Origin of the sequence: Kineococcus sp. R86509, assembly GCF_042466365.1 — a bacterium.
In the GTDB taxonomy this organism is placed as follows: domain Bacteria; phylum Actinomycetota; class Actinomycetes; order Actinomycetales; family Kineococcaceae; genus Kineococcus.
In genome coordinates this window covers 1,279,789-1,300,577 of record NZ_JAXHCE010000001.1, presented here as the reverse complement: position 1 = coordinate 1,300,577, position 20,789 = coordinate 1,279,789, and the positions used below count along the sequence as shown (strand labels likewise).

General features: G+C 72.6%; 20 protein-coding genes and 1 tRNA gene. 12 read left to right on the top strand and 9 right to left on the bottom strand.

Going from position 1 to position 20,789, the window contains the following annotated elements:
* Positions 1-11: 11 nt before the first annotated feature.
* From SJY07_RS06120 to SJY07_RS06110, 3 genes are all read right to left on the bottom strand, one after another.
* Positions 12-1,505 carry a potassium/proton antiporter gene (locus tag SJY07_RS06120; RefSeq protein ID WP_380157740.1) on the bottom strand — a complete coding sequence of 498 codons (1,494 nt, stop codon included), beginning with the start codon at positions 1,503-1,505 and terminating at the stop codon, positions 12-14.
* 39 nt (positions 1,506-1,544) lie between these two features.
* Complete coding sequence (locus SJY07_RS06115; RefSeq protein WP_380157738.1) at positions 1,545-2,513, bottom strand: glycosyltransferase family 2 protein; 969 nt, start codon at positions 2,511-2,513, stop codon at positions 1,545-1,547.
* An 89-nt stretch (positions 2,514-2,602) separates the two neighbouring features.
* On the bottom strand, positions 2,603-3,238 hold the full coding sequence (locus tag SJY07_RS06110; protein WP_380157736.1) for a 5-formyltetrahydrofolate cyclo-ligase: 636 nt from the start codon (positions 3,236-3,238) through the stop codon (positions 2,603-2,605).
* Between the two features lie 168 nt (positions 3,239-3,406).
* Here SJY07_RS06110 and galU point away from each other — a divergent pair, with 168 nt between their 5' ends.
* The 8 genes from galU (at position 3,407) to SJY07_RS06070 (ending at position 10,094) form a co-directional block, all read left to right on the top strand.
* Positions 3,407-4,339 carry a UTP--glucose-1-phosphate uridylyltransferase GalU gene (gene galU / locus SJY07_RS06105; protein WP_380157734.1) on the top strand — a complete coding sequence of 311 codons (933 nt, stop codon included), beginning with the start codon at positions 3,407-3,409 and terminating at the stop codon, positions 4,337-4,339.
* Between the two features lie 13 nt (positions 4,340-4,352).
* Entirely contained in the window at positions 4,353-5,633 is a 1,281-nt protein-coding gene (gene glp, locus SJY07_RS06100; protein WP_380157732.1) for a gephyrin-like molybdotransferase Glp, read from the top strand.
* Positions 5,633-6,106 (top strand): cyclic pyranopterin monophosphate synthase MoaC, encoded by a 474-nt coding sequence (gene moaC, locus SJY07_RS06095; protein ID WP_328295140.1) that lies wholly within the window; start codon positions 5,633-5,635, stop codon positions 6,104-6,106. Before glp ends, moaC begins: the two co-directional genes overlap by 1 nt.
* Positions 6,099-6,599 (top strand): molybdenum cofactor biosynthesis protein B, encoded by a 501-nt coding sequence (locus SJY07_RS06090; RefSeq protein ID WP_380157730.1) that lies wholly within the window; start codon positions 6,099-6,101, stop codon positions 6,597-6,599. The genes moaC and SJY07_RS06090 overlap by 8 nt, the downstream gene beginning before the upstream one ends.
* On the top strand, positions 6,596-7,198 hold the full coding sequence (locus tag SJY07_RS06085) for a GNAT family N-acetyltransferase (RefSeq protein WP_380157728.1): 603 nt from the start codon (positions 6,596-6,598) through the stop codon (positions 7,196-7,198). The genes SJY07_RS06090 and SJY07_RS06085 overlap by 4 nt, the downstream gene beginning before the upstream one ends.
* A 111-nt stretch (positions 7,199-7,309) precedes the next feature.
* Complete coding sequence (locus SJY07_RS06080) at positions 7,310-8,119, top strand: hypothetical protein (protein WP_380157726.1); 810 nt, start codon at positions 7,310-7,312, stop codon at positions 8,117-8,119.
* 91 nt (positions 8,120-8,210) lie between these two features.
* Positions 8,211-8,283 (top strand) — tRNA-Ala (locus tag SJY07_RS06075).
* Positions 8,284-8,531: 248 nt separating this feature from the next.
* Positions 8,532-10,094 carry a sugar transferase gene (locus SJY07_RS06070; protein ID WP_328295144.1) on the top strand — a complete coding sequence of 521 codons (1,563 nt, stop codon included), beginning with the start codon at positions 8,532-8,534 and terminating at the stop codon, positions 10,092-10,094.
* A 15-nt stretch (positions 10,095-10,109) separates the two neighbouring features.
* On the opposite strand, the gene SJY07_RS06065 is transcribed toward SJY07_RS06070, so the two are convergent.
* The 4 genes from SJY07_RS06065 to SJY07_RS06050 form a co-directional block, all read right to left on the bottom strand.
* Entirely contained in the window at positions 10,110-11,315 is a 1,206-nt protein-coding gene (locus tag SJY07_RS06065; protein ID WP_380157724.1) for a hypothetical protein, read from the bottom strand.
* A gap of 173 nt (positions 11,316-11,488) precedes the next feature.
* Positions 11,489-11,950 carry an acyltransferase gene (locus tag SJY07_RS06060; RefSeq protein ID WP_380157722.1) on the bottom strand — a complete coding sequence of 154 codons (462 nt, stop codon included), beginning with the start codon at positions 11,948-11,950 and terminating at the stop codon, positions 11,489-11,491.
* 14 nt (positions 11,951-11,964) lie between these two features.
* On the bottom strand, positions 11,965-12,816 hold the full coding sequence (locus tag SJY07_RS06055; protein WP_380157720.1) for a glycosyltransferase: 852 nt from the start codon (positions 12,814-12,816) through the stop codon (positions 11,965-11,967).
* A 58-nt stretch (positions 12,817-12,874) separates the two neighbouring features.
* Positions 12,875-13,801 carry a hypothetical protein gene (locus SJY07_RS06050; RefSeq protein WP_380157718.1) on the bottom strand — a complete coding sequence of 309 codons (927 nt, stop codon included), beginning with the start codon at positions 13,799-13,801 and terminating at the stop codon, positions 12,875-12,877.
* 210 nt (positions 13,802-14,011) lie between these two features.
* Between SJY07_RS06050 and SJY07_RS06045 the strand changes: the two genes are divergently transcribed.
* The 4 genes from SJY07_RS06045 to SJY07_RS06030 are packed head-to-tail and all read left to right on the top strand — an operon-like array spanning position 14,012 to position 18,273.
* Entirely contained in the window at positions 14,012-14,851 is an 840-nt protein-coding gene (locus SJY07_RS06045; RefSeq protein ID WP_328295149.1) for a hypothetical protein, read from the top strand.
* Between the two features lie 7 nt (positions 14,852-14,858).
* On the top strand, positions 14,859-16,208 hold the full coding sequence (locus SJY07_RS06040; protein WP_380157717.1) for an O-antigen ligase family protein: 1,350 nt from the start codon (positions 14,859-14,861) through the stop codon (positions 16,206-16,208).
* Positions 16,205-17,278, top strand: coding sequence for a glycosyltransferase family 4 protein (locus tag SJY07_RS06035; protein WP_328295151.1), 1,074 nt, complete (start codon positions 16,205-16,207; stop codon positions 17,276-17,278). The genes SJY07_RS06040 and SJY07_RS06035 overlap by 4 nt, the downstream gene beginning before the upstream one ends.
* Positions 17,275-18,273: a polysaccharide pyruvyl transferase family protein gene (locus SJY07_RS06030; RefSeq protein WP_380157714.1), complete on the top strand. Its 999-nt coding sequence runs from the start codon at positions 17,275-17,277 to the stop codon at positions 18,271-18,273. The genes SJY07_RS06035 and SJY07_RS06030 overlap by 4 nt, the downstream gene beginning before the upstream one ends.
* On the opposite strand, the gene SJY07_RS06025 is transcribed toward SJY07_RS06030, so the two are convergent.
* Together SJY07_RS06025 and SJY07_RS06020 are read right to left on the bottom strand one after the other, a co-directional pair.
* A complete protein-coding gene (locus SJY07_RS06025) occupies positions 18,252-19,139 on the bottom strand; it encodes a glycosyltransferase (protein ID WP_328295153.1) in 888 nt (295 codons plus the stop codon). The genes SJY07_RS06030 and SJY07_RS06025 overlap by 22 nt on opposite strands.
* Positions 19,132-20,736: a lipopolysaccharide biosynthesis protein gene (locus SJY07_RS06020; protein ID WP_380157712.1), complete on the bottom strand. Its 1,605-nt coding sequence runs from the start codon at positions 20,734-20,736 to the stop codon at positions 19,132-19,134. The genes SJY07_RS06025 and SJY07_RS06020 overlap by 8 nt, the downstream gene beginning before the upstream one ends.
* Positions 20,737-20,789 lie beyond the last annotated feature (53 nt).

The window sequence follows — 20,789 nt, the reverse complement described above, 5'->3', positions numbered from 1 at the left end:
TAGTCGGGAGGTCACTCTCTGTGGTGCCAGTCGGCGAGCTTCCCGTGCCGGCTGATCGCCTGCAGCCGTTCCTCCACCGCGGAGCGTTCGGCGGTCGCGGTGACCACCAGCAGGTCGTCACCGTGACGCAGGACGGTGCGCGGCTGGGGCACGAAGGTCGCGCCGTCCCGCGCGACCAGGCTGACGTTGGCCCCGCGCGGCAGCCGCAGCTCGAACACCTCCACGCCGTGCAGCCGTGACGCCGGCCCGACCCGGACCTGCACCACGTCCGCGGACAGGGTGCCCAGCGGTGACACCTCGACGTCGAGGTCCTGCGTGGGGGTGGCGGAGATCAGCCCGAGCCGCCGGGCCAGGGGAGCCAGCGTCGGGGCCTGGACCAGGGTGAAGACGACCACCAGGACGAGCACGAGGTCGAACAGCCGCTCGGAGCCGGGGATGCCGGCGACCACGGGCACCGTCGCCAGGACGACCGGGACGGCCCCGCGGAGACCCGCCCAGGACAGGAACACCAGGTCCGGCCGGGGCATCCGGAACCCGACGAGGCTGACCAGGACCGACAGCGGACGCGCGAACAGCGTCAGGACGAGCCCGACGAGCAGGGCGTCGACGAGGGCTCCGGGGAGCCGGGAGGGGCTGGCCAGCAGGCCCAGCATGACGAACAACCCGATCTGGGCCAGCCACCCGAAGGCCTCGGCGAAACCCCGGGTCGCGTGCCGGTGCGGCAGGCGCGCGTTGCCCAGCACCAGACCGCACAGGTAGGTGGCGAGGAACCCCGAGGCGTGCAGCACGTCGGCCACCGCGAAGGCCAGGACGGTGAGGGCCAGGACCGCGACCGGGTACAACCCGGAACTCGGCAACGCGGTGCGCCGCAGCAACAACGCCCCCGCGGCCCCGATGCCGACCCCGAGCAGGGTGCCGAGGGCGAGTTCGAGGACCGCCTCGCCGGCGAAGAACCACCAGGCGTGCTCGTCGTGTCCGCCCGCGACCTCGGTGAGGGCCAGCACGGCGATGACGACGGGGGCGTCGTTGAGTCCCGACTCGGCCTCGAGCAGCCCGGACAGCCTGCGCGGCAACGGCACCGATCGCAGCACCGAGAACACGGCGGCCGCGTCGGTGGAGGACACGACGGCGCCGATGAGGAACGACACCGGCCAGGTCGTGTGCAGCAGCAGGTGCGCCCCGCAGCCGACGACCCCGATCGAGACGAGCGTCCCTCCCGTCGCCAGCACCCCGGCGGGGGCGATGACGCCGCGGATCGTCGACCACCGCGTCGTCAGCCCGCCTTCGGCCAGGATCAGGACGAGGGCCCCGTAGCCGAGGACCTGGGCGATCTCCGCGTCCGCGAAGGGGATCCCCAACCCGTCCTCGCCGAGCACCAGCCCGAGGGCGAGGTAGAGGAGGAGGGAGGGGAGCCCGGTCCGGGCGGCGAGCCGGACGGCGAGGACGGCGAGGAGGAGGACCCCGGAGGACAGCAGCAGGATGCGACTGAACTCATCCAGGGTCATGCGGCACCGTAGCGCGTCGGTCGCGGCACGGGGCGGTGATCAGCTGGTGGTGCTCGGTTCCCGGTCGCCGGTCAGGTCGACCCGGGTCGGCCAGCCCTTGCCCCAGTCGGCGCGTTCGTTCCACAGCGGCCGCCAGGTCTCGCCACGGCGCAGGACGACCTCGCCGACGGAGCGCAGCGCGACCCCCGCGGTCAGCAGTCCGACGCCGGCCCTGGCCCGCCCCGGCGTCCAGTGCTTGATCGCGTACTCGGCCTTGCCGCGCAGCAGGAGTCGCTGCTTGGCGGTCTTGGTCGAGGACGACTTCCCGCCGGCGTGGACGACGACGGCCGCGGGGGTGATGGCCGGGTGGAAACCGGCGTCGGCCGCGCGCCGGTTGAGGTCGGCGTCCTCGCCGTACATGAAGAACTTCTCGTCGAAACCGCCCAGGGCGCGCCAGGTCTCCGTCGTCGCCATGAGGAAGGCGCCGCTGATGATGTCGACGTCGCGGACGCTGTCGCGGTCCCAGTGGCCCATCGACTCGGGGTCGAAGAGCGAGCTGCGCTTGAACGCCGTCGAGAGCCCGGTGGCGTAGCAGAACCAGCTCCAGAGCGAGGGTTGCGCGAAGCAGCTCGTGAGCGAGACGGAACCGTCGGGGTAGAGGACGCGGCCGCCGACGATCCCGCGGGTGGGGTCCTCGTCGAGGAACGCGAGCAGGGCGTCCACGGCCCCCGGCTTGATCATCGCGTCCGGGTTCATCAGCAGCACCGTCCGGCCGGTGGCCATCTCGGCGGCGCGGTTCACCCCCACGGCGAAGCCGAGGTTGTCGGGGGAGAAGTGCGTGCGCAGCTCGGGGGTGGTCTCCGCGCGCTCGCGCAGCAGCTGCTTCGTCTCCTCGCCCGAGGCGTTGTCGAAGGCGATGACCTCGAAGGAGGCCCGCGGCCTGGACTCGCCCGTGAGGGAGTCCAGGCACTGGGCGATCCACTCGGGGGCGTTGTAGGTGATCACCAGGATCGACACGTCCACACTCATGGCCAGGCGCTCCTCTTGACGTTCCGTATCGGTCTGGTCACCGTCGACGCGCGCACAGTGAACCACGAACCGCTCCGGGGCCGGGAGTCTCAGGCCGCCAACCACAACCAGCGGGACGGGGTGACGACGGCCTGGACGAGCCGGTCGTGGGGGAGCACGGGCAGCGGGCTGACCGCGGCGTCGAGCAGTTCGTCGTCGTGCACGACGGCCAGCACCGGCACCCGCGCCGGCACCCGCGCCAGCGCCCGGTCGTAGCTGCCCCCGCCCTGCCCGAGCCGGCGGCCGGCGGTGTCGACGGCGAGCGCCGGGACGACGACGAGGTCCACGGAGGCGACGGCGTGCGGGCCGAGCGGGCCCAGCGGAGCGGGGGCTCCGCGACGCGGCGCGCGCAGTTCCCAGTCGAGGTCACCGTCCTCGAGCAGGACGGGCAGCAGGACCTCGACGTCGTGGCGGCGCAGTTCGGCGAGCAGGGTCCTCGTCCCGGGTTCACCGGTCGTCGAGGAGTAGCAGGCGATGCGGCGGGCGCCGGCCAGCAGCGGGCAGCCGGTGAGGACGCGGGCGACCGCGGTGTCGACGGTCCGGGCGGTGTCGGCGTCCCGTTCGCGCCGTCGTGACCGGATCCCGCGGCGCAGCCGGCGCTTGCGGGCCTCGACCTCGAGGACGTCCACGGTGACGGACAACGAGTCGACGACGAGGTCGTGGCCGGTGTCGGGGGTGGTGGGCACGGCGGCTCCTGGTTCGCACGGACGACGCGACGATTGTTTCGCCGGGGCGTCCTCCCTCCGAGTTTGCCTCGCCGCGGGCCAGAAGGGAATGCGGCGCGCGTCGTCCCCTGACGGCCCAGCTCCGCAGCGGGCAGTGCACGACCCGGGACGGGCGGTAGCCTCCGGGCCATGACTGAACGCGACGAGCGTCCCGGCCGCACGGTACGCAAGGCCGTGATCCCCGCCGCCGGGCAGGGAACGCGCTTCCTGCCGGCCACCAAGGCGATGCCCAAGGAGATGCTGCCGGTGGTCGACACCCCGGCCATCCAGTACATCGTCGAGGAGGCCGTGCGCGCGGGCCTCACGGACGTGCTGATGATCACGGGCCGCAACAAGCGGTCCCTGGAGGACCACTTCGACCGCAACGTCGAGCTCGAGGTCGGCCTCCAGGCCAAGGGCGACCAGGCCAAGCTGGCCCGGGTGCAGGAGTCCACCGACCTCGCCCAGGTGCACTACGTGCGCCAGGGCGACCCGAAGGGCCTGGGCCACGCCGTGCTCGTCGCCGAGCAGCACGTGGGTGACGAACCGTTCGTGGTCCTGCTCGGCGACGACATCGTCGACGCCCGGGACCCGTTGCTGGACATCATGATCAAGGTCCGTGAGGAGCGCGGCGGCAGCGTCGTCGCCTTCATGGAGGTGCCCCACGACCAGATCCACCTCTACGGCTGCGCGGTCGCCGAACCGACCGAGACCGAGGACGTCGTGAAGGTGTCCGGGCTCGTCGAGAAGCCGAAGACGGAGGAGGCCCCCAGCGACCTCGCCATCATCGGCCGCTACCTGCTCGACCCGGCCGTCTTCGCGGTGCTGCACGAGACCGCGCCCGGCAAGGGCGGCGAGATCCAGCTGACCGACGCCCTGCAGGTCCTGGCCCAGGGCGAGGGGCCCGGCTACGGCGTGCACGGGGTCGTCTTCCGCGGCCGTCGCTACGACACCGGCGACAAGCTCGACTACATCAAGGCCGTCGTCCGGCTGGCGAGCGAGCGCAAGGACATCGGGGCGGACCTGCGTGAGTGGCTCGGCGAGTACGTCGCGTCGGGTGCGGGGGCCAGCACCTCAGCGTGACAACCTGTCGCAGGTGAGTGTCGAGACCCTGACCACCGTCGCGGCGCACCGGGCGGCGTGCCTGGACCTGGTGCGGCCGCTGCCGCCGCTGGACCTGGCGCTGCGCGACGCCCTCGGCTGCGTGCTGGCCGAGGACGTCGTCAGCCCGCGGCCGCTGCCCGCCTTCGACAACTCCGGCATGGACGGCTACGCCGTGCGCCTGCGCGACGTCGCAGGCGCGACCGAGGAGACCCCGGTGGGTCTTCCGGTGGTCTCCGACATCGCGGCCGGCCGGGCCGATGCCGTGCGCCTGACGAGCGGGACGACCGCCCGGATCATGACCGGGGCACCCGTCCCCGCGGGCACCGAGGCGATCGTGCCGGTGGAGTGGACCGACCGCGGCGTCAGCCAGGTGCTGATCCGCCAGGTGCCCGTGATGGGCCAGCACATCCGTCGCGCCGGCGAGGACGTCGTCGCCGGGACGCTCGTCCTGGAGGCCGGGACGCGGCTGGAACCCCGCCACATCGGCGTCCTCGCCGCGCTCGGGCGGGCCCGGGTGCGCGTGCGCCCGCGGCCGCGGGTGGTGGTCGTCTCGACCGGGACCGAGGTCGTGGAACCCGGTACGGCGCTGGCCCGCGGGCAGTTGCACGACGCCAACGGCTACCTGCTGACCGCGGCGGCCGAGGAGGTGGGCGCGCTGGCCTTCCGGGTCGGGGTCGTCTCCGACGACGCCCGCGAACTGGCCTCCGTCCTCGACGACCAGCTCGTGCGCGCCGACGTGATCGTCACCTCCGGCGGGGTCAGCGAAGGCGCTTACGACACCGTCAAGGAGGTGCTCTCCGGCCCCGGGGAGCACTCCGTCCGCTTCGACCGGGTCGGCATGCAGCCCGGGATGCCGCAGGGCCTGGGGACGCTGGGCGAGAACGCCGTCCCCGTCTTCACCCTGCCCGGCAACCCGGTCAGCTCCTTCGTCTCCTTCGAGGTGTTCGTCCGTCCTGCGTTGCGGCGCATGCTGGGAGCCGAGGGGCCCGACCACGAGCGGCCCCACGTGCGGGCCGTGGCCGGGGCGCGCTGGACCTCGCCCCCGGGCAAGGAGCAGTACGTGCGCGCGGCCTGGACCCGCGACGCCGAGGGTCGCTTCGTGGTCGAGCCCGTCTCCGGCCACGGCTCGCACCTGGTGACCGGGCTGGCCCGGGCGACGTGCCTCGTCGTCGTCCCGGTCGGCACCTCCGTCGTCGAGGTCGGTGACGAGGTCGAGTGCGTCCTCCTCGGCCCGTTGCCCGGAGTGCCCGAGGCGCCGGGAAGGATGTCCTGATGGACCGTCTCACCCACCTCGACGACGCGGGGCACGCGCGCATGGTCGACGTCTCCGCCAAACCCGTCACGGCCCGCGAGGCCCGCGCCGAAGGGTTCGTCCGCTGCTCGCAGGCCGTGCTCGACCTCATCGCCGAGGGCGGTCTGCCCAAGGGCGACGCCCTGGCCGTCGCCCGGATCGCGGGACTCCAAGCGGCCAAACGCACCCCCGAACTCATCCCGTTGGCGCATCCTGTTGCCGTGCACGCGGTCGAGGTCGACATCACCCCCCGGTCGGACGGGGTGCGGATCACCGCCGCCGTCCGCACCGCGGACCGGACGGGGATCGAGATGGAAGCGCTGACCTGCGTGGTCGTCGCGGGGCTGACGTTCGTGGACATGGTCAAGGCCGTCGACCGGCGGACCGTCCTCGACGGCGTCCGGGTCACCGCCAAGAGCGGTGGACGGTCGGGGGACTGGAGCGTCGATGACTGAGGCCAGGGCGCTCGTCGTCACCGTCTCCAACCGCGCCTCGGCCGGGGTGTACTCCGACCGGTCCGGCCCGATCGTCGTCGAAGGGTTGCGGGAGAGCGGGTTCCTCGTCGACGGGCCGCTCGTCGTCCCCGACGGCGACCCCGTCGAGGAGGCGCTGCGGGACGCGGTGGCCGCCGGGTACGACGTCGTCGTCACCAACGGCGGGACGGGGCTGAGCCCGCTCGACCTCACGCCCGAACGGACGCGACGTGTCCTGGACTACGAGGTTCCCGGTGTACCGGAGGCGATCCGGGCCTACGGGGTGGCCCACGGGATCCCGACCTCGGTGCTGTCGCGGGGGATCGCGGGCGTCGCCGGCCGGACGTTCGTGGTGAACCTGCCCGGCTCGCCCGGCGGCTGCAAGGACGGTGTCGCGGTGCTGCAGGGTTTCCTCGTCCACGCCGTCGACCAGCTGCACGGTGGGGACCACACCCCTCCCGGCGGGTCCCGGTGACCCCGACCTGGCCCGTCGAACTGCGCGAGGGGGCCGTCCGCCTGCGGCCGCTGCGCCGCGGTGACGCCTCGACGTGGCGCCGGGTCCGCGCCGCGAACGCCTCCTGGTTGCGGCCCTGGGAGGCCACGAGCCCCGAGGGCAGCGGGCCGGCGCCGACGTTCCCGCAGATGGTCCGGGGTTTCTCCCGCGAGGCCCGCGCCGGACGGATGCTGCCCTTCGTCGTGGAACTCGACGGGAACCTCGTCGGTCAGATCACCGTCTCCGGGATCACCTGGGGGTCGCTGCGTTCCGCCCACGTCGGGTACTGGATCGACCAGCGCGTCGCGGGGCGCGGAACCATCCCGATCGCCCTCGCCCTGGTCGGGGACCACTGCTTCAGAGCCCTTCGGCTGCACCGGATCGAGGTGAACATCCGGCCCGAGAACGCGGCGTCGCTGCGGGTGGCGGAGAAGCTCGGGATGCGCGACGAGGGACTGCGCAAGGCGTTCCTGCACATCGACGGTTCCTGGCGCGACCACCGGACGTTCGCGATGACGGCGGAGGAGGTGCCGGAGGGTCTGCTGAACCGCTACCGGTCCTCGCGCGGGGCCCGCCACTGAGCCGTGCGCGGGGCCGTGCGTGGGGCCGTGGGACGGTCCACCGCAACTCCACCGCGCGACACGCCCGGACGTGCACGATCTTCCCGGTCGTGAGCCCTAGCGTTGCGTTTCGTGCCCGCCAGCAGTCTCATCTTCCTCGTCATCATCGTCCTGTGGGCTGCCTACCTCGTCCCCGGCGCGATCAGGAAGCACCGACGGGTCGCGTCGGCGAGACAGGCCGACCGCGACTCGCAGGCGATGCGGGTCGTCGTGCGCAGGAACTCCGCCCCGGTGGGCCAGGCCCTCGCGGCCGCCGCGGTGAACGCCGCCGTCCTCGGCGCCTCCAGCCGCCCCGTCCTCGGGGGGGCCGGGAGCCCGGCCCTCCCCGCGGCGCCGTCGGTGTCGGTGTCGAGCCCCGCTCCCTCGCTCGTCCGTGCGGCTCCGTCGGCCCCGTCGTCGCGCACGGTCTCCGCCGTGGTCACCCGGCGTCGTCGGCTGCTCGGCACCGTCGTCGGTCTCACCGTCCTCGGCTGGCTGACCGTGCTCGTCGGCCTGGCGCCCTGGTACTCCGGTGCCCTCCCGACGCTCGGGCTGCTGCTGGTCGTCGCTGCGTTGTCCCGCCACGGTGCGGCGAGGTCGGCCCGCCCCGTGTCCGCCCCCTCGCGCGTCAGCGAGGTCACGCAGGTCACCGCGGTCCTGCCCGTCCTGCGTCCGAGCGCGCCGACCGTCCCCGTCCAGCGGGAGCAGAAGCCGTCGCCCCTCGCCGGCGACCGCAGCTGGCAGCCCGTGCCCGTGCCGCTGCCGACGTACCTGCTCAAGGACAAGGCCCCCTTCGTCGCACCGCCGTTGCCCGCGGTCGCCGTCGCGATGGAGGAGTGGGAGGACGAGCTGGTCACCCGGGTCATCGACCTCCGCGACCACGCGAGAGTCGTCAACCAGTAGCTCCCCGTGGTCCGAGGCGGGGTGCGGGACTGGTAACCTCTTCTCCGTTGCCGCGTCGTCCGGAACTCCGGGTGCGACGAGGGAACGGCAAGGGGCTGTGGCGCAGCTGGTAGCGCACCTCGTTCGCAACGAGGGGGTCAGGGGTTCGAATCCCCTCAGCTCCACCCTTGGGTACGAAGGCCCCCACCGGGTTCCGGTGGGGGCCTTCGTCGTTCCGGGGTGGTCGCGGCTCGTGCGGCCCAGACGTGCACCCGCTGTGAGGGGCTTGCGGCGAACGGGTGACCCCCGGCTACCATGGGTGGTGTCAGCTCATCCGTCCGTAGTGGTGTTCCGCCGTTCGGAGCGTCCGTTCGGGTGACTGGCGTCCCACACCGTCGTGGGGTTCCTGAGCGGACTCACGACGGGGGAGGTCATGGCGACTGAGGAAGTGCGGCTCCTGCCGACGCAACAGCGTCGGCTCATCGAAGCTGACGCGAAGAGCAGGTCCGGCGACGTCAGCCAACCGTTCCTGCCGCGCTCCCGGCGTCGACCGGTTCCCTCACGCCCCCGGGACGGACGTCGTCCCGTCTGGCAGCGCGAGTACGTCCGCACGATCGTCGTCGCCGACCTCCTCGCGGCCGCCCTCGGTGCCCTGCTCGGCTGGGCCGTCCGCTTCGGTGACGTCGATCTGCACGTCGGGACCGCCAGCGGGATGTCCGTCGCCTGGACCATGGCGCTGCTCCCGCCCGTCTGGGTGCTGGCCATGCTCTTCTTCCGCGCCTACGAGCCGCGCTTCCTCGCGGTCGGGTCGGAGGAGTTCCAGCGGGTCCTGCTGGCGGGGACGACCGTCGTCGCCCTCGTCGGGACGGCGTCCTGGGCCTTCGACCTCGACGTCGCCCGCGGGTTCGTCGTCGTGGCCCTGCCCAGCGCCGGCCTCCTCACCGTCCTCGCCCGCCTCGGCGTCCGCCACTTCCTGCACGTGCGCCGCGCGGCGGGGGAGTGCATGCAGTCGACGCTCGTCGCCGGTCACCCGGCCGCCGTCGCCGCCCTCGTCCGCCAGGTCCGTCGCCAGACCGACCACGGCCTGCGCGTCGACGCCGCGTGCACCCCGGGCGGGGTGACGTCACCGGAACTGCAGGACCTCGGCGTCCCCGTGCTCGGCTCGCTCGACGACATCGCTCCTGTGACCCGGGCCATGGACGCCGACGTCGTCGCCACCCTCACCTGTCCCGAGCTCGACGGCCCGGTGCTGCGCCGCCTCGGGTGGGAGCTCGAGGACACCCGGGCCGACCTCGTCGTCGCGCCGGCGCTGACCGACGTCGTGGGGCCCCGGGTCGTCATCCGCCCCGTCTCCGGGCTCCCGCTGCTGCACGTCGACCGCCCGGAGCTGCGGGGGATCCGTCACCTCGGCAAGACCGTCCTGGACCGCGGCAGCGCCGCGGCCGGGCTGTTCGTCCTGACGCCGCTGTTCCTCGTGCTGGCTGCGCTGATCAAGCTCGACTCGCCCGGACCGGTGTTCTTCCGCCAGACCCGCGTCGGCCGCGACGGCCGCGAGTTCTCCATGGTCAAGTTCCGCTCGATGGTCACCGACGCGGAGAAGCTCCTCATCGACCTGCGCACCGAGTCCGAGGGCAACGGGCTGCTCTTCAAGATGCGCCGCGACCCGCGCGTCACCCGCGTCGGGGCGTTCCTGCGGCGGTACTCCGTCGACGAGCTGCCCCAGCTGTTCAACGTCCTCGGCGGGAGCATGTCGTTGGTCGGGCCGCGGCCGCCCCTGCCCGCCGAGGTCGCCGAGTACGGCCACGACCTGCGGCGTCGGCTGCTGGTGAAACCCGGACTGACCGGCCTGTGGCAGGTCTCGGGGCGTTCCGACCTCGACCTCGACGAATCGACCCGCCTCGACCTGCAGTACGTCGAGAACTGGTCGCCGGCCTTCGACCTGATGATCCTCGCCAAGACGGCGAAGGCCGTGTTCGGCGGGCGCGGGGCGTACTGACCCCGCCGGGCAGGGTCAGCGCGGGTCGATCGTGACCGCCGCGCCGGTCCAGCCCAGGACGTTGCCCGTGAAGACGATGTCCTTGTTCGTGGGCGCGACGATCGCCCCGTAGCGGCTGTTGTCGTCGAAGGTGTTGCCCTTGACGACGAGACCGGAGATGTTGGCGTCGCTGCGGATGTTGACGGTGTAGGAGCCGCCGCCGAGGAAGTTCTTCTCGATGAGGACGTTCTTCAGCGACTGCTGGCCCGTCTCGGTGCCGATCATGATGGCGGAGTTCAGTGGGTCGCCGTTGTTGGACGGGTCGAGGGTGTTGTGCCGGATGACGACGTTGGCGCCCGAGGTGGTCTGCATCGCGTCGGAGTGCAGGCTGTCCTCGCGGGACATGTCGTGGATCCAGGAGTCCTCGATGGTGACGTTGGTGCCCCAGCGGGCGCCGTCGGCCGAGCCGTGGAGGTTCACCCGGCGCAGGGTGTAGTTGCCCCAGCCGATGCCGACGTCGGTGCCGGTCGCGTCGATCTCGGAGTCCTCGATGACGAGGTTCTTCGCGCCGTCGGCGACGTTGATCGCCAGCTGGCGGCCCTTGCGGTTGCAGACGATCTTGCTGTTGCGGATGGTGACGTTGCTGGCCTTCACGACGAGGCAGCCGTTGATCAGGACGCCGTCGATCACGGTGCCGTCGGCCGTGATGGTCAGGTCGCCGGTCTGGCTGCGGGCGGGAGCGCCGCCGCGCAGGCCGGTGGTGAAGGCGTTGGGACGGCCGTCGCCGTACTGGGCGCGGGCGGTGCGGGTCGGGCGGTCGACGGTGGCGCCGCTGCCGGAACCGAGGTTGGTGGAGGGGTCGACCACGCGGAGCGACTTCGCGACGCTGCTGCTGCTCTTCCCGCTCACCATCTTCGCGGTGAGGCTGATCCGGCCGGCGAAACCGGACAGGTCGACGGAGGTGGTGGCGGCCCAGTCGCCGTCGGCCAGCTGCGCGGCCTTCGCGGCGGCGCTGACGACCTTGCCGGAGACCACGTAGGTCACGGTGTCGAAGGCCTTGGGGGAGCGGGTGGTCATGTCGACCGTGCTCGCGGGGACGCGGGCGTTGTTCACGGAGGTGCCGTTGTAGGCGATCCACGGCGAGGAGCTCGCCGCCAGGGCCGGCGCGGGGGTCGAGGCGATGACCGCGGCGGTGCCGAGCACGGCCAGGGCGCTGCGCCAGGTACGTCGGGTGGTGAGCACGTGGTGCCTCCGCTGGGGTGGTGTCTCGAAGAACGTTGTCCTTCAAGGCATCGGGTCGCGGAGCACGCCACCGCCATCCCCTCAGCGGGTGACGCGAACGGGTCGCCGGAGGCCGGTTCGCGTCACCCTCCGTGAGCCGTTGCGTCCAGCCGGGCGCAGACGTCACCCACCGCTCACGAAGCCGGTGCGGGTTGCTCCTTCTGGAGCCGTCCGTACGGACCGACGGTGATGTCGCTGCGGATCACCTTCGCCGGGGACCCCGCCACGATCGAGTGGGGCGGGACGTCCTTGGTCACCACGGCACCGGCCGCGACGATGGACCCGTCGCCGATCGTGACCCCCGGCAGCACGATCGCGCCGGCCCCGACGAAGCAGTTCCGTCCGATCCGGGTGTGCGTCTTCTTCGCCCGCGTCATGTCGTGGGCCAGGACGATGGCCTCGAGGGCCACGTAGCTGCGTTCCCCGACGTGGATGCCCCGGGGGAAGGTCTTGTCGAACTTCGCAGAGAGGCTGAACGTCGCGGTGGGGTGGATGTCCATGCCCCACACGCGGGTGAAGACGAAGCGCTTCGTCCCCACGAGGCCTTGGCGCAGCCAGCGCAGCTTGTTGAGGGAGCGTCCGGGTGGGGTGGGCACGAGGGGCCTCCAGGTCAGGCGGTGGGCGTGGGTCGGGAGGTCGTGTCGCGGTCCCAGGCGACGTCCGTGCCGGCGGCGAGCCGCCGGCGGGCGCGGAGCCGGGTCAGCAGCCCCACCGCCGCGTAGACCGGGACCGCCGGCCACACCGCGGGGGAGGTGAGCAGGCGCCGACCGGCCGAGGCCGGGGCGGCCTGCGACCCGCTCGAGGAGGTCTGGGCGTGCTCGGCGACGCTGAAGCGGGCCCGGGTCTTGATCGCCAGCAGGGCCTCGAGCGTGCGCGGCGGGTGGACGGTGAACCGCGTCCCCGCGACCCCGACCCGCTCGCCGGGGGTGAAGAGGGACCGGACGAAGGTGTCGTCGCCCGTCGCGGCCGGGAAGCGGCCGAAGCGCGCGCGTCCCGCCGCGGACAGCACGTAGACCCCGGAGCCGATGAGGTCGTCGGTGACGTAGGGGAGCGCGGTCCACACCTTGTAGTACGCGCGCACCACCCAGGAGGAGTGGGTGACGTCGACGTGCAGGCGCGGGGCGGCCGCCAGGGCCGGGCCGTCGCGGACCACGTCGAGCACGCGGCGCAGGTCGTCGGCGTCGAGGGTGATGTCGGCGTCGAGGTAGGCGCGGGGGAAGGTCGTGGCCGCCGCGTCCCCGAGGTCGAGGGCGTTGGCCTTGCCGGGCACGTCGGTCTCGACGACGGTCACGCCGTGGGCGCGGGCGCGTTCGGCGGTGTCGTCCGTGCAGGCGTTGGCGACGACGACCACCTCGAGGTCGCCGCGGGCGAGGTCGAGGCGCTGCAGGCAGCGGTCGATGACCGCGGACTCGTCGTGCGCCGGGATGACGACGCTGCCGGCGGAACCCACCCGATCGCTCACGCGCGCACCGTAGCAGTCAGGCCACTCAGGGTCGCCTGGCTACGACGAACGGGTGAAATCAGGGCCGGACTTCCTTGATCTTCGTCGTCGTCCCGCGGAGGTTGTTGGAGTCGTCGACGTCCACCTTGTCCTCGGGGGCGATGAGCGGTCCGTAGCGCGCCGACGTGCCGAAGACGTTGTCGCGCAGCACGATCCCCGAGATCCCGGCGTCGCTGCGGACGTTGATCGTGTAGTTGCCGCCGTCGAGGTAGTTGTCCTCGATCGTGATGTCGGAGAGCGTGCCGCTGTCCGCCTCCGCCCCCAGCTGGATCGCCGAGTTCAGCACGTCGCCGGTCGAGGTCTCGGTCGGCATCAACGTGTTGTGCCGGACGACGATCCCGGTGCCGCCGTTGGCCTGCAGGGCGTCGCTGTGGAAGTCGTCCTTGCGGACCATGTCGTGGATCCAGCTGTCCTCGATCGTGACGCCGCCACCGAGCCGGGGGCCGTCCTGGACGTCGTGGACGTTCACCCGGCGCAGCGTGTAGCCGCCCCAGCCGATGGCGACCTCGCTCGTCCCGGCACCGTCGATCTCGGAGTCCTCGATCACGATCCCCGTGCGCGAGCCCTCGATGACGATCGCGCGCTGCTTGCCCCCGCAGGTCAGCTTCACGTTGCGCACCACCACGTCGCTGGCCTTGATGGAGAGGCAGCCGGTGATGTTCAGGTTCTCCACGACCTGCCCGTCCCGGTCCGCCGTGACCGGTCCCGAGTCCGTGAGCGCCGTGCCCAGCGGGACACCGGTGTTCTGCGGCCCGGGGTAGCCGTCGGGGATGCCGAGCCCACGGGCCTGCTGGGTGAGGCGCTCGCGCTGGGCGGCGTTGCGGTCCTCCGAGGTCGACGACCGGTCCGTGGAGGCGCCGCCGGAGCAGGCGGTCAGGGCCAGGGCCAGCGTGGCCAGCACCGGTCCGAGGAGTCGCAGGGGACGGGACGGGGGGAGCGGGAACACGGTCACCTCTCGAGCGCGGACCTCGTCATCAAACCACGGCGCCGAGGCCGCCCGATCGGCCCAGTCACTGGGGATGTTCGCTACGGACAGGTGATTGTGCAATGCTCTGCGTCGTCCAGCAGAGGAGCCGTTCGGCGGAACGACGCTCTCTTCCCGGCCGAACGATCCTCCGACCGGACCTGTGTGCTCGAGAGGCCGAGGAGACCGCCTGTGACCATCGGATCGCTGTCCAGGGTGCTGCTGCACCGCTGGTACCTGACCATCGTGGTGCTCGCGGTCGTCGTGTACTTCGCCCGTGGCGCCTGGAACCAGGCCGAGCCGGAGTACCAGACGTCCACGACGTTCCTGGTGACGCCGAGCGTCGCGCTCTCCACGCCGAAGCCCGAGCTCCCGCAGGGGACGCAGCCCGGCCCCAGCAACCCGTTCTCGCTCTCCGGTGGCGCCACGACGCTGGCCCAGACCATCTCGACGTCGCTGAACACCGACAGCCTGCAGGCCGGGTTCATGGCCCCCTTCCCCGACGCGCAGTTCAGCGCGGCGGAGGCCTCGAGCACCTCGGGCAGCAAGACCTTCTTCACCGTCACCGCGGTCACCGCGACCCCCGACCAGGGCGGAGCGGTCCTGCAGGCGGCCCTGGGTGCCGCGGCGCAGAACCTGCTCGACGTCCAGCACGCCGTCCAGGCGCCGGACAACGCGCTCTTCATCGTCATCCAGTCGACCCCGGTCAACGGGCCGGTCGAGAGCTACCCCGACCGGGCCCGCGCCGTCGGCGCCGTCGGCCTGGGCGGTCTCGTCGCCGGGATCGTCGCCATCGTGCTGGTCGACCTGATCCTCTCCGGGATCGTCGGGGCGATCCGTCGCCGCCGTGACCGGGCGGCGGGGCGCAGTTCCACCCCTGGGACCGCGGTCGTCGACGGCGCGCCGCTGAGCACGGAGGACCCCGCGGCGGTCGGGAGCACGGGCGAGGAACCTCGCATCGACGTGCGTGAGTCGAACGGGTCCAGCCGTGAGTCGCGCGAACGCGCGAGCTCCGCCGGCCCCCGTCCCTGATCCCCGCGTGAGCCTGGCCACGATCGGGCGCTCGGTCGCCCGCACCATCGCGGACCCTACGCGGCACGTCCCCCACCGGCCCCGGCCGGTGCGCGTGTCGTGGCTGCCGGTCGCCGTGATCGCCTTCGCGTTCCTCGTCCCGGGCAACTTCGTCGTCCCCGGGCCGCTGCGCTCCAACGGCAGCCCCGCACGCATCTTCTCGCTGGTCTGCCTGGCGCTGGCGGTCCTGACCTTCGTGGCCGCCTCGCGTCGGCGCAGCGACGACGACGCCCCGCGCTGGTCCGTGGTCGGGGGCGCGATCGCGCTCTACCTCGGCGCGGCGACGTGGAGCTACGGCGTCGCCGTGATGCACCCGCTGGACGCGGGGCAGTCCGCCGGTGCGCTGCGCTCGCTCATCGCGGTGCTCGGGGCCGCCGGGGTCGCGCTCTACGTCTGGATGCTCGTGCGCGACCGCGCCGACATGGACCGCATCCTCGGCTGGATCGTCGTCGGGGCCACGTTCTCCGTCCTCGTCGCGCTCGCCGGGATGGCCGGGCTGATCCCCGGCTGGGCCTCGATCGCGCGGATGAGCGGACTCGTCGAGAACACCGCGACCCTGCGGGAGCTGAGCCGACTGGACTTCACCCGGGCCCGGGGGACCAGCGAGCATCCCATCGAGTTCTCGCTGGCCACCACCGCGGCCCTGCCGCTGGCCCTGCACTACGCCCGCTACGCGCTGACCCGCACCGCCCGCGGCTGGTCCGCGGTGGCCTCGGTCCTGCTCGTCGTCGGGGTGCCGCTGGCCGTCTCGCGCACCGCCGTCCTCGGGGTCGTCATCGCCCTCGTCGTGGCGGTCTCGATCTGGCCCGCGGTGCAGAAGTTCGTCGCCGCGCTGGTCGGGGCCGCGGCCGTGGTCGGTTTCTTCGTGCTCGCGCCGGCCCTCGTGCAGTCGCTGGTGGAGATCTTCACGACCGCCCAGGAGGACAACTCCGTCACGGGCCGCCTCGACGACTACGTCGTGGTCGAGCAGCTGTTCCGGGCGAACCCGGCGCTCGGTCTGGGCATGGGCGTCTACCGCCCGGACACCGGCGGGAACTACCTCGACAACACCTGGCTGAACACGATCATCGGTGGGGGTGCGGTCGGGACCCTGGTGTTCGCCGCGCTGTTCCTGCTGGCTGCGGGCGTCGCCTGGGACCGCAGCCTCATCGGCTCCGACCCCGCGCACCGCAGCCTGAACCGTGCGCTGCTCGCCGTCCTCGCGGTGGTGCTCATGGGCTCGCTGACCAGCGACCTCACCTCGTTCCAGCAGCCCACGCTGGTGTTCATGGTCGTCCTCGGGGTGCTCGCGTCCCGGGCCGGGAAGGGAACTCCGTGACCCCGCGGCTGCTGGTCCACCTCCACCCCGCCCCCGACCGCGACATGGTGAACCCCTACCTGTCGATGCTCGTCGCGGGCTTGCGCTCCGAGGGTGTCGAGGTGGTGGAACTGGGCACCCGGGAGTTCGACGACACCTCCGTCGTGCACGTGCACTGGCCCGAGATGCCCCTGAACGCGGCGAAGCTGCAGTGGACGCTGCGGCGGCTCAAGAACCTCTTCGCGGCCCTGGTGAGCGCCCGTCGCCACGGTGTCCCGGTCGTCTGGACGGTCCACAACCTGCGGGCCCACGACGGTCGGCGGCCGGCTCTGCAGCGACTCCTGTGGCAGGTCTTCCCCCGACTCGTCGACGGGTGGATCTCGCTGTCGCGCAGCGGGATCGAGCCCACCGAGGTCGCGTTCCCGGCGCTGCGCGGCAAACCCCGGGCCGTCGTGGCGCACGGCACCTACGCCGGCGTCATCGGACACCCGGACCGCTCGGCGTCCCGCTCCGGGCTGGGGCTGCCGCAGGAAGCCAGGATCCTGGGACTGGTCGGCCGCATCAAGCCGTACAAGGGGGTCGAGGACCTCGTCGACGCCGTCACCGCGAGCACGGACGAGGACCTGCGCCTCGTCGTCGGCGGGGGGTGCGACAACGCGGCGCTGCGGTCGCGGCTGGAGGCGGTCGCCGCGCTCGACCCGCGGATCACGTTGCTGCTCGAGCGGTTGCCGCAGGAGCGGGTCGACGCCGTCCTCGCCGCCTGCGACCTCGCCGTGCTGCCCTTCCGGGCCGTGTTCAACTCCGGGTCCGTGCTGCTCTGCCTCAGCGCCGGTCGTCCCGTCCTCGCCCCCCGCACGCCCGTCTTCACCGAGCTCGCCGAGCAGGTGGGACCGGGATGGCTGACGACGTTCGACGGCGAGCTGACCACGGCCGTGCTCGAGGACGCCCTGCGGCGGCTGTCCCGTGCGGGGGCGCCGGACCTCTCCGCCCACGAGTGGCCGGCCGTCGCGGCGGCGCACGTGGAGTTCTACGAACGGCTGCGCCACCGGGCCGAGCAGACCACCGACCAGTTCTCCGGAGGAACGCGATGACCGCCGACGCGGCCACCCACGTCAACGGCCTGCGGGAGCAGTTGCTCTCCACCCTGCGCGAGGTGCTGCCCGACGCGCCGCGCTGGACGGCGTTGGACTACCCCATGCACTTCAACTGCGGGGACGCCGCGTTGCACCTCGGTCTCGAGGCCGCCGCGGCGCACCTGCAGCGGCCGGTCGTGCGCGTCCTGGACCGGGTCTCGTTCCGGCCGCACCTGGTGGACCCCGGTTCCCTCATGGTGATCCAGGCGGGGGGCAACTTCGGCGGGCTCTACCCGACCCACCACAAGCTCCGGATCCGCGTCCTGGAGCAGACCAAGGGCCGCGACCTCGTCCAGCTGCCGCAGTCGATCGAGTACGTGGACGAGGCCCACCGCGAGGAACTGCGCCGCGCCGTCGGCGAGCACGGTGCCTTCACCCTGCTGGTCCGCGACCGGCGCAGCCACGAGATCGCCGTGCGCGACTTCGACTGCCCCGTGCACCTCGTGCCCGACCTCGCCTTCGCGCTGGGGCCGTTGCCGCGGCGCGCGGCCGTGGTGCCGCGGGTCGTGCAGGCGCGCACCGACAAGGAAGCCTCTCTCGACACGGTGGCGGGCGAGACCTTCGACTGGTTGCAGGCCCCCGCCACCAGTCGGTCGGCCCTGATGCTCCGTCTCGGCAAGCGGGTCAACGCCCAGCAGCGGCGCACCGCCTCGGATGCGCTCGCCACCGTCAACCGCCGCGTGCTGCACGGCCTCGCGCAGGCCAACCTCGACCGGGCGGTCGCGCTGCTCTCGCGCGGGGAGCAGGTCGTCACCGACCGGCTGCACGGTCACGTGCTCTGCACCCTCCTGCAGATCCCGCACGTCGTCGTCAACGACAAGTTCGGGAAGATCCGGGCCCTCTACGACACCTGGACCGCTCAGGACCCCACCAGCGCCTTCGCCGCCGACTGGGACGGGGTCGAGGGCGCCCTGGCCTCGCTCGCAACGCCTCAGCCGACCCAGCAGCGGTAGGTCCGGGCCCCTTCGAGACGCCCCAGCAGCGTCGCGGCGCGGCAGATCCACCGGCCGCGCTGAGCCTCGTCGCGGGCGAGGTGGTGGGCGTGGCGCACCAGCCACTTCGCCTCGCGCGCCGAGCGGGAGGGGCGGCTGGGCCGGGCTCCCTGCTCGCGGAAGTCGCGCAGCAGCCGGGCTTCGCTGCGGGCGTAGTGCCGGAACTGACGCGCGGTGCCCCGCAGGTCGGTGCGGTAGCGGTAGTGCACGACTGCCCCGGGGGCGAGCGCGAGCTCGTGCCCCGCGAGCTGCAACCGCCAGCTGAAGTCGACGTCGTCGCCGCCGGCCACGTACGTCTCGTCCCAGCCGCCGACGGCGAGGGCCGCGTCGCGGTGGACCGCGAGGTTGCAGCCGACGGCGTAGGGCAGGAAGTCCAGCTTCGTCGGGAGCCGTCCCGCGGGTGGACCGGGTCGCCAGGTCGTGCGGATCGCGTCGTTGACCTGCGTGGTCTCGTTCACCCCGCCCACCACCGTCGCGTCGACGGCGGCCGCGACCAGGGCCCGCAACCACCCGGGGACCACCTCGTCGTCGGCGTCGCACACGGCGACGAGGTCGGCGCGGGCGGCCCGCAGGCCGGCGTTGCGGGCCGCGGACACCCCGCGGACGGCGGAGGCGTCCACCCAGTGCAGGTCCAGCCCGAAGGTCCGGGCCCAGTCCGGGACGCGCTCCCGCAGACCGTCGCTGCTGCCGTTGTCGGCGAGGAGGACCTCGAAGGGCGCCCCGAGGTCCTGCTGGGCCAGCGCCTTCAACTGCGCGTCGACGACGTCGACGACGTTCAGGCAGGGCACGACCACGCTCACCACCGGGCTCACCACGGGATCAGCCACGCGACACCTGCTTCCCGTCACGAACGTCCGCGACCCCGGCGGGGGAGTTCTCCTCGAGGCTGGTCTCCAGCGTCTCGCCGTCCGGGGCGTCGCCCGCGGGGTTGGCGACGGCGCCGGGTTCGGGCGGGGACGCGGCGTTCTTGCGACCGCCGCCACGGAGGCGGCGCAGGTCGCCGCCGAACTCGCGGACGACCGGGCGGGCGACCAGCAGCAGCGCCGCCAGGTAGACGACGCCGGCCGTCACCGCCGCGACGAGCAGGCTGGCCCACGTCGGCAGCCCGCCGGTGAACTGCAGCTCCAGCACCACGACCCCGGCCATGATCAGGGCGGCGAGCAGGACACGCATCGGCTGGACCAGGCAGCGGTAGGGGACCCCGGCGACGCGGTGCAGCACGATCTGACGGATCGGCAGGAACACGGCGGTCCGGGCGAAGAGGGCCAGCGCGACCGCGACGAGGCCGTGCGAGGCGGTCAGGGCGGTGAGTCCGAGGTGGGTCGCGACGATGACGGCGACCAGGACGATCTCGGGACGGAGCCGGTTGATCGCCACGACGACCTGACGGTCGAAGTAGCTGAACACCCCGAGGACGGCGGTCAGCGTCGTGATCTGCGCGACCGTCGCCGTCGTGGCCCACTGCTTCCCGAGGAGGAAGGGGATGAGCTCGGTGCTGGTGACGGTCAGGAACAGCATCGCGGGGAACATGACCATCCCCGCCGCCGTCATGCTCGTCTCGTAGGCGCGGTAGAGCCGCGGGCGGTCGTCCTGCAGCTTCGCGAAGGTCGGCGTCGTGACCGAGCTGATCACCGAGGAACCGGTCTCCTGGATGATGCGCATCAGGCGCGTCGCCACCGACCAGTAGCCCAGCGTCGTGGCGCCGGAGATGCCCGCGAGGACGAACTCCTCACCCCGGTCGCGGGCCTGGATCAGCAGGTCGATGCTCAGCAGCTTCGTCCCGAACGAGAGCATCGCGCGCGACGTCGCGGGGTGGGGCAGCTGCTTCGGGAACCAGTGGGCCGAGGTCCAGATGATGACGACGCTGATGAGACCGCGCAGCAGGGACTGCGCGACGAGGGCCCAGACGCCCGCGCCCATCAGCGCGAGGACGATCGCGACGACGGAGCCGCTCACGGTGGCGATCGTTCCGCGCACGGCGAGGGACTTGAACCGCATCTCCCGGCGCAGCAACGCGGTGGGGACGCTGTTCAACCCGGTCAGCACGACGCCCAGGGACAGGACCCTGAGCACGGGCGCGAGGGCGGGTGTGCCGAAGACCGCCGACACGGGGGTCGCCAGCAGGGCCAGGAGGGCGGCGAGCACGACGGCGATGCCCATGCTCGTCCAGAAGGCGGTGCTCCGCGTGCGTTCGTCCAGGTCCTTCTGCCGGACGATGAACGTGGCGAGGCCGGAGTCGCTGAGCAGGGTCAGGACGCCGATCACGGACATCGCCAGCGCCACGAGACCGAACTCCGCCGGCTGCAGCTGTCGTCCGATGACGATGAAGGCCCCGGCCGTGGTGGCCCGTACCGTCCAGATCTGGATCGCCGACCAGAGGACGCCGTGGGCGGCCTTGGTGCGCAGTGACGGGGTGGCGCTCACCGGGTGAGCCTCCGGAACGTGTGCGGACGCGTCTTCCTCACGTCGTGGTCTCC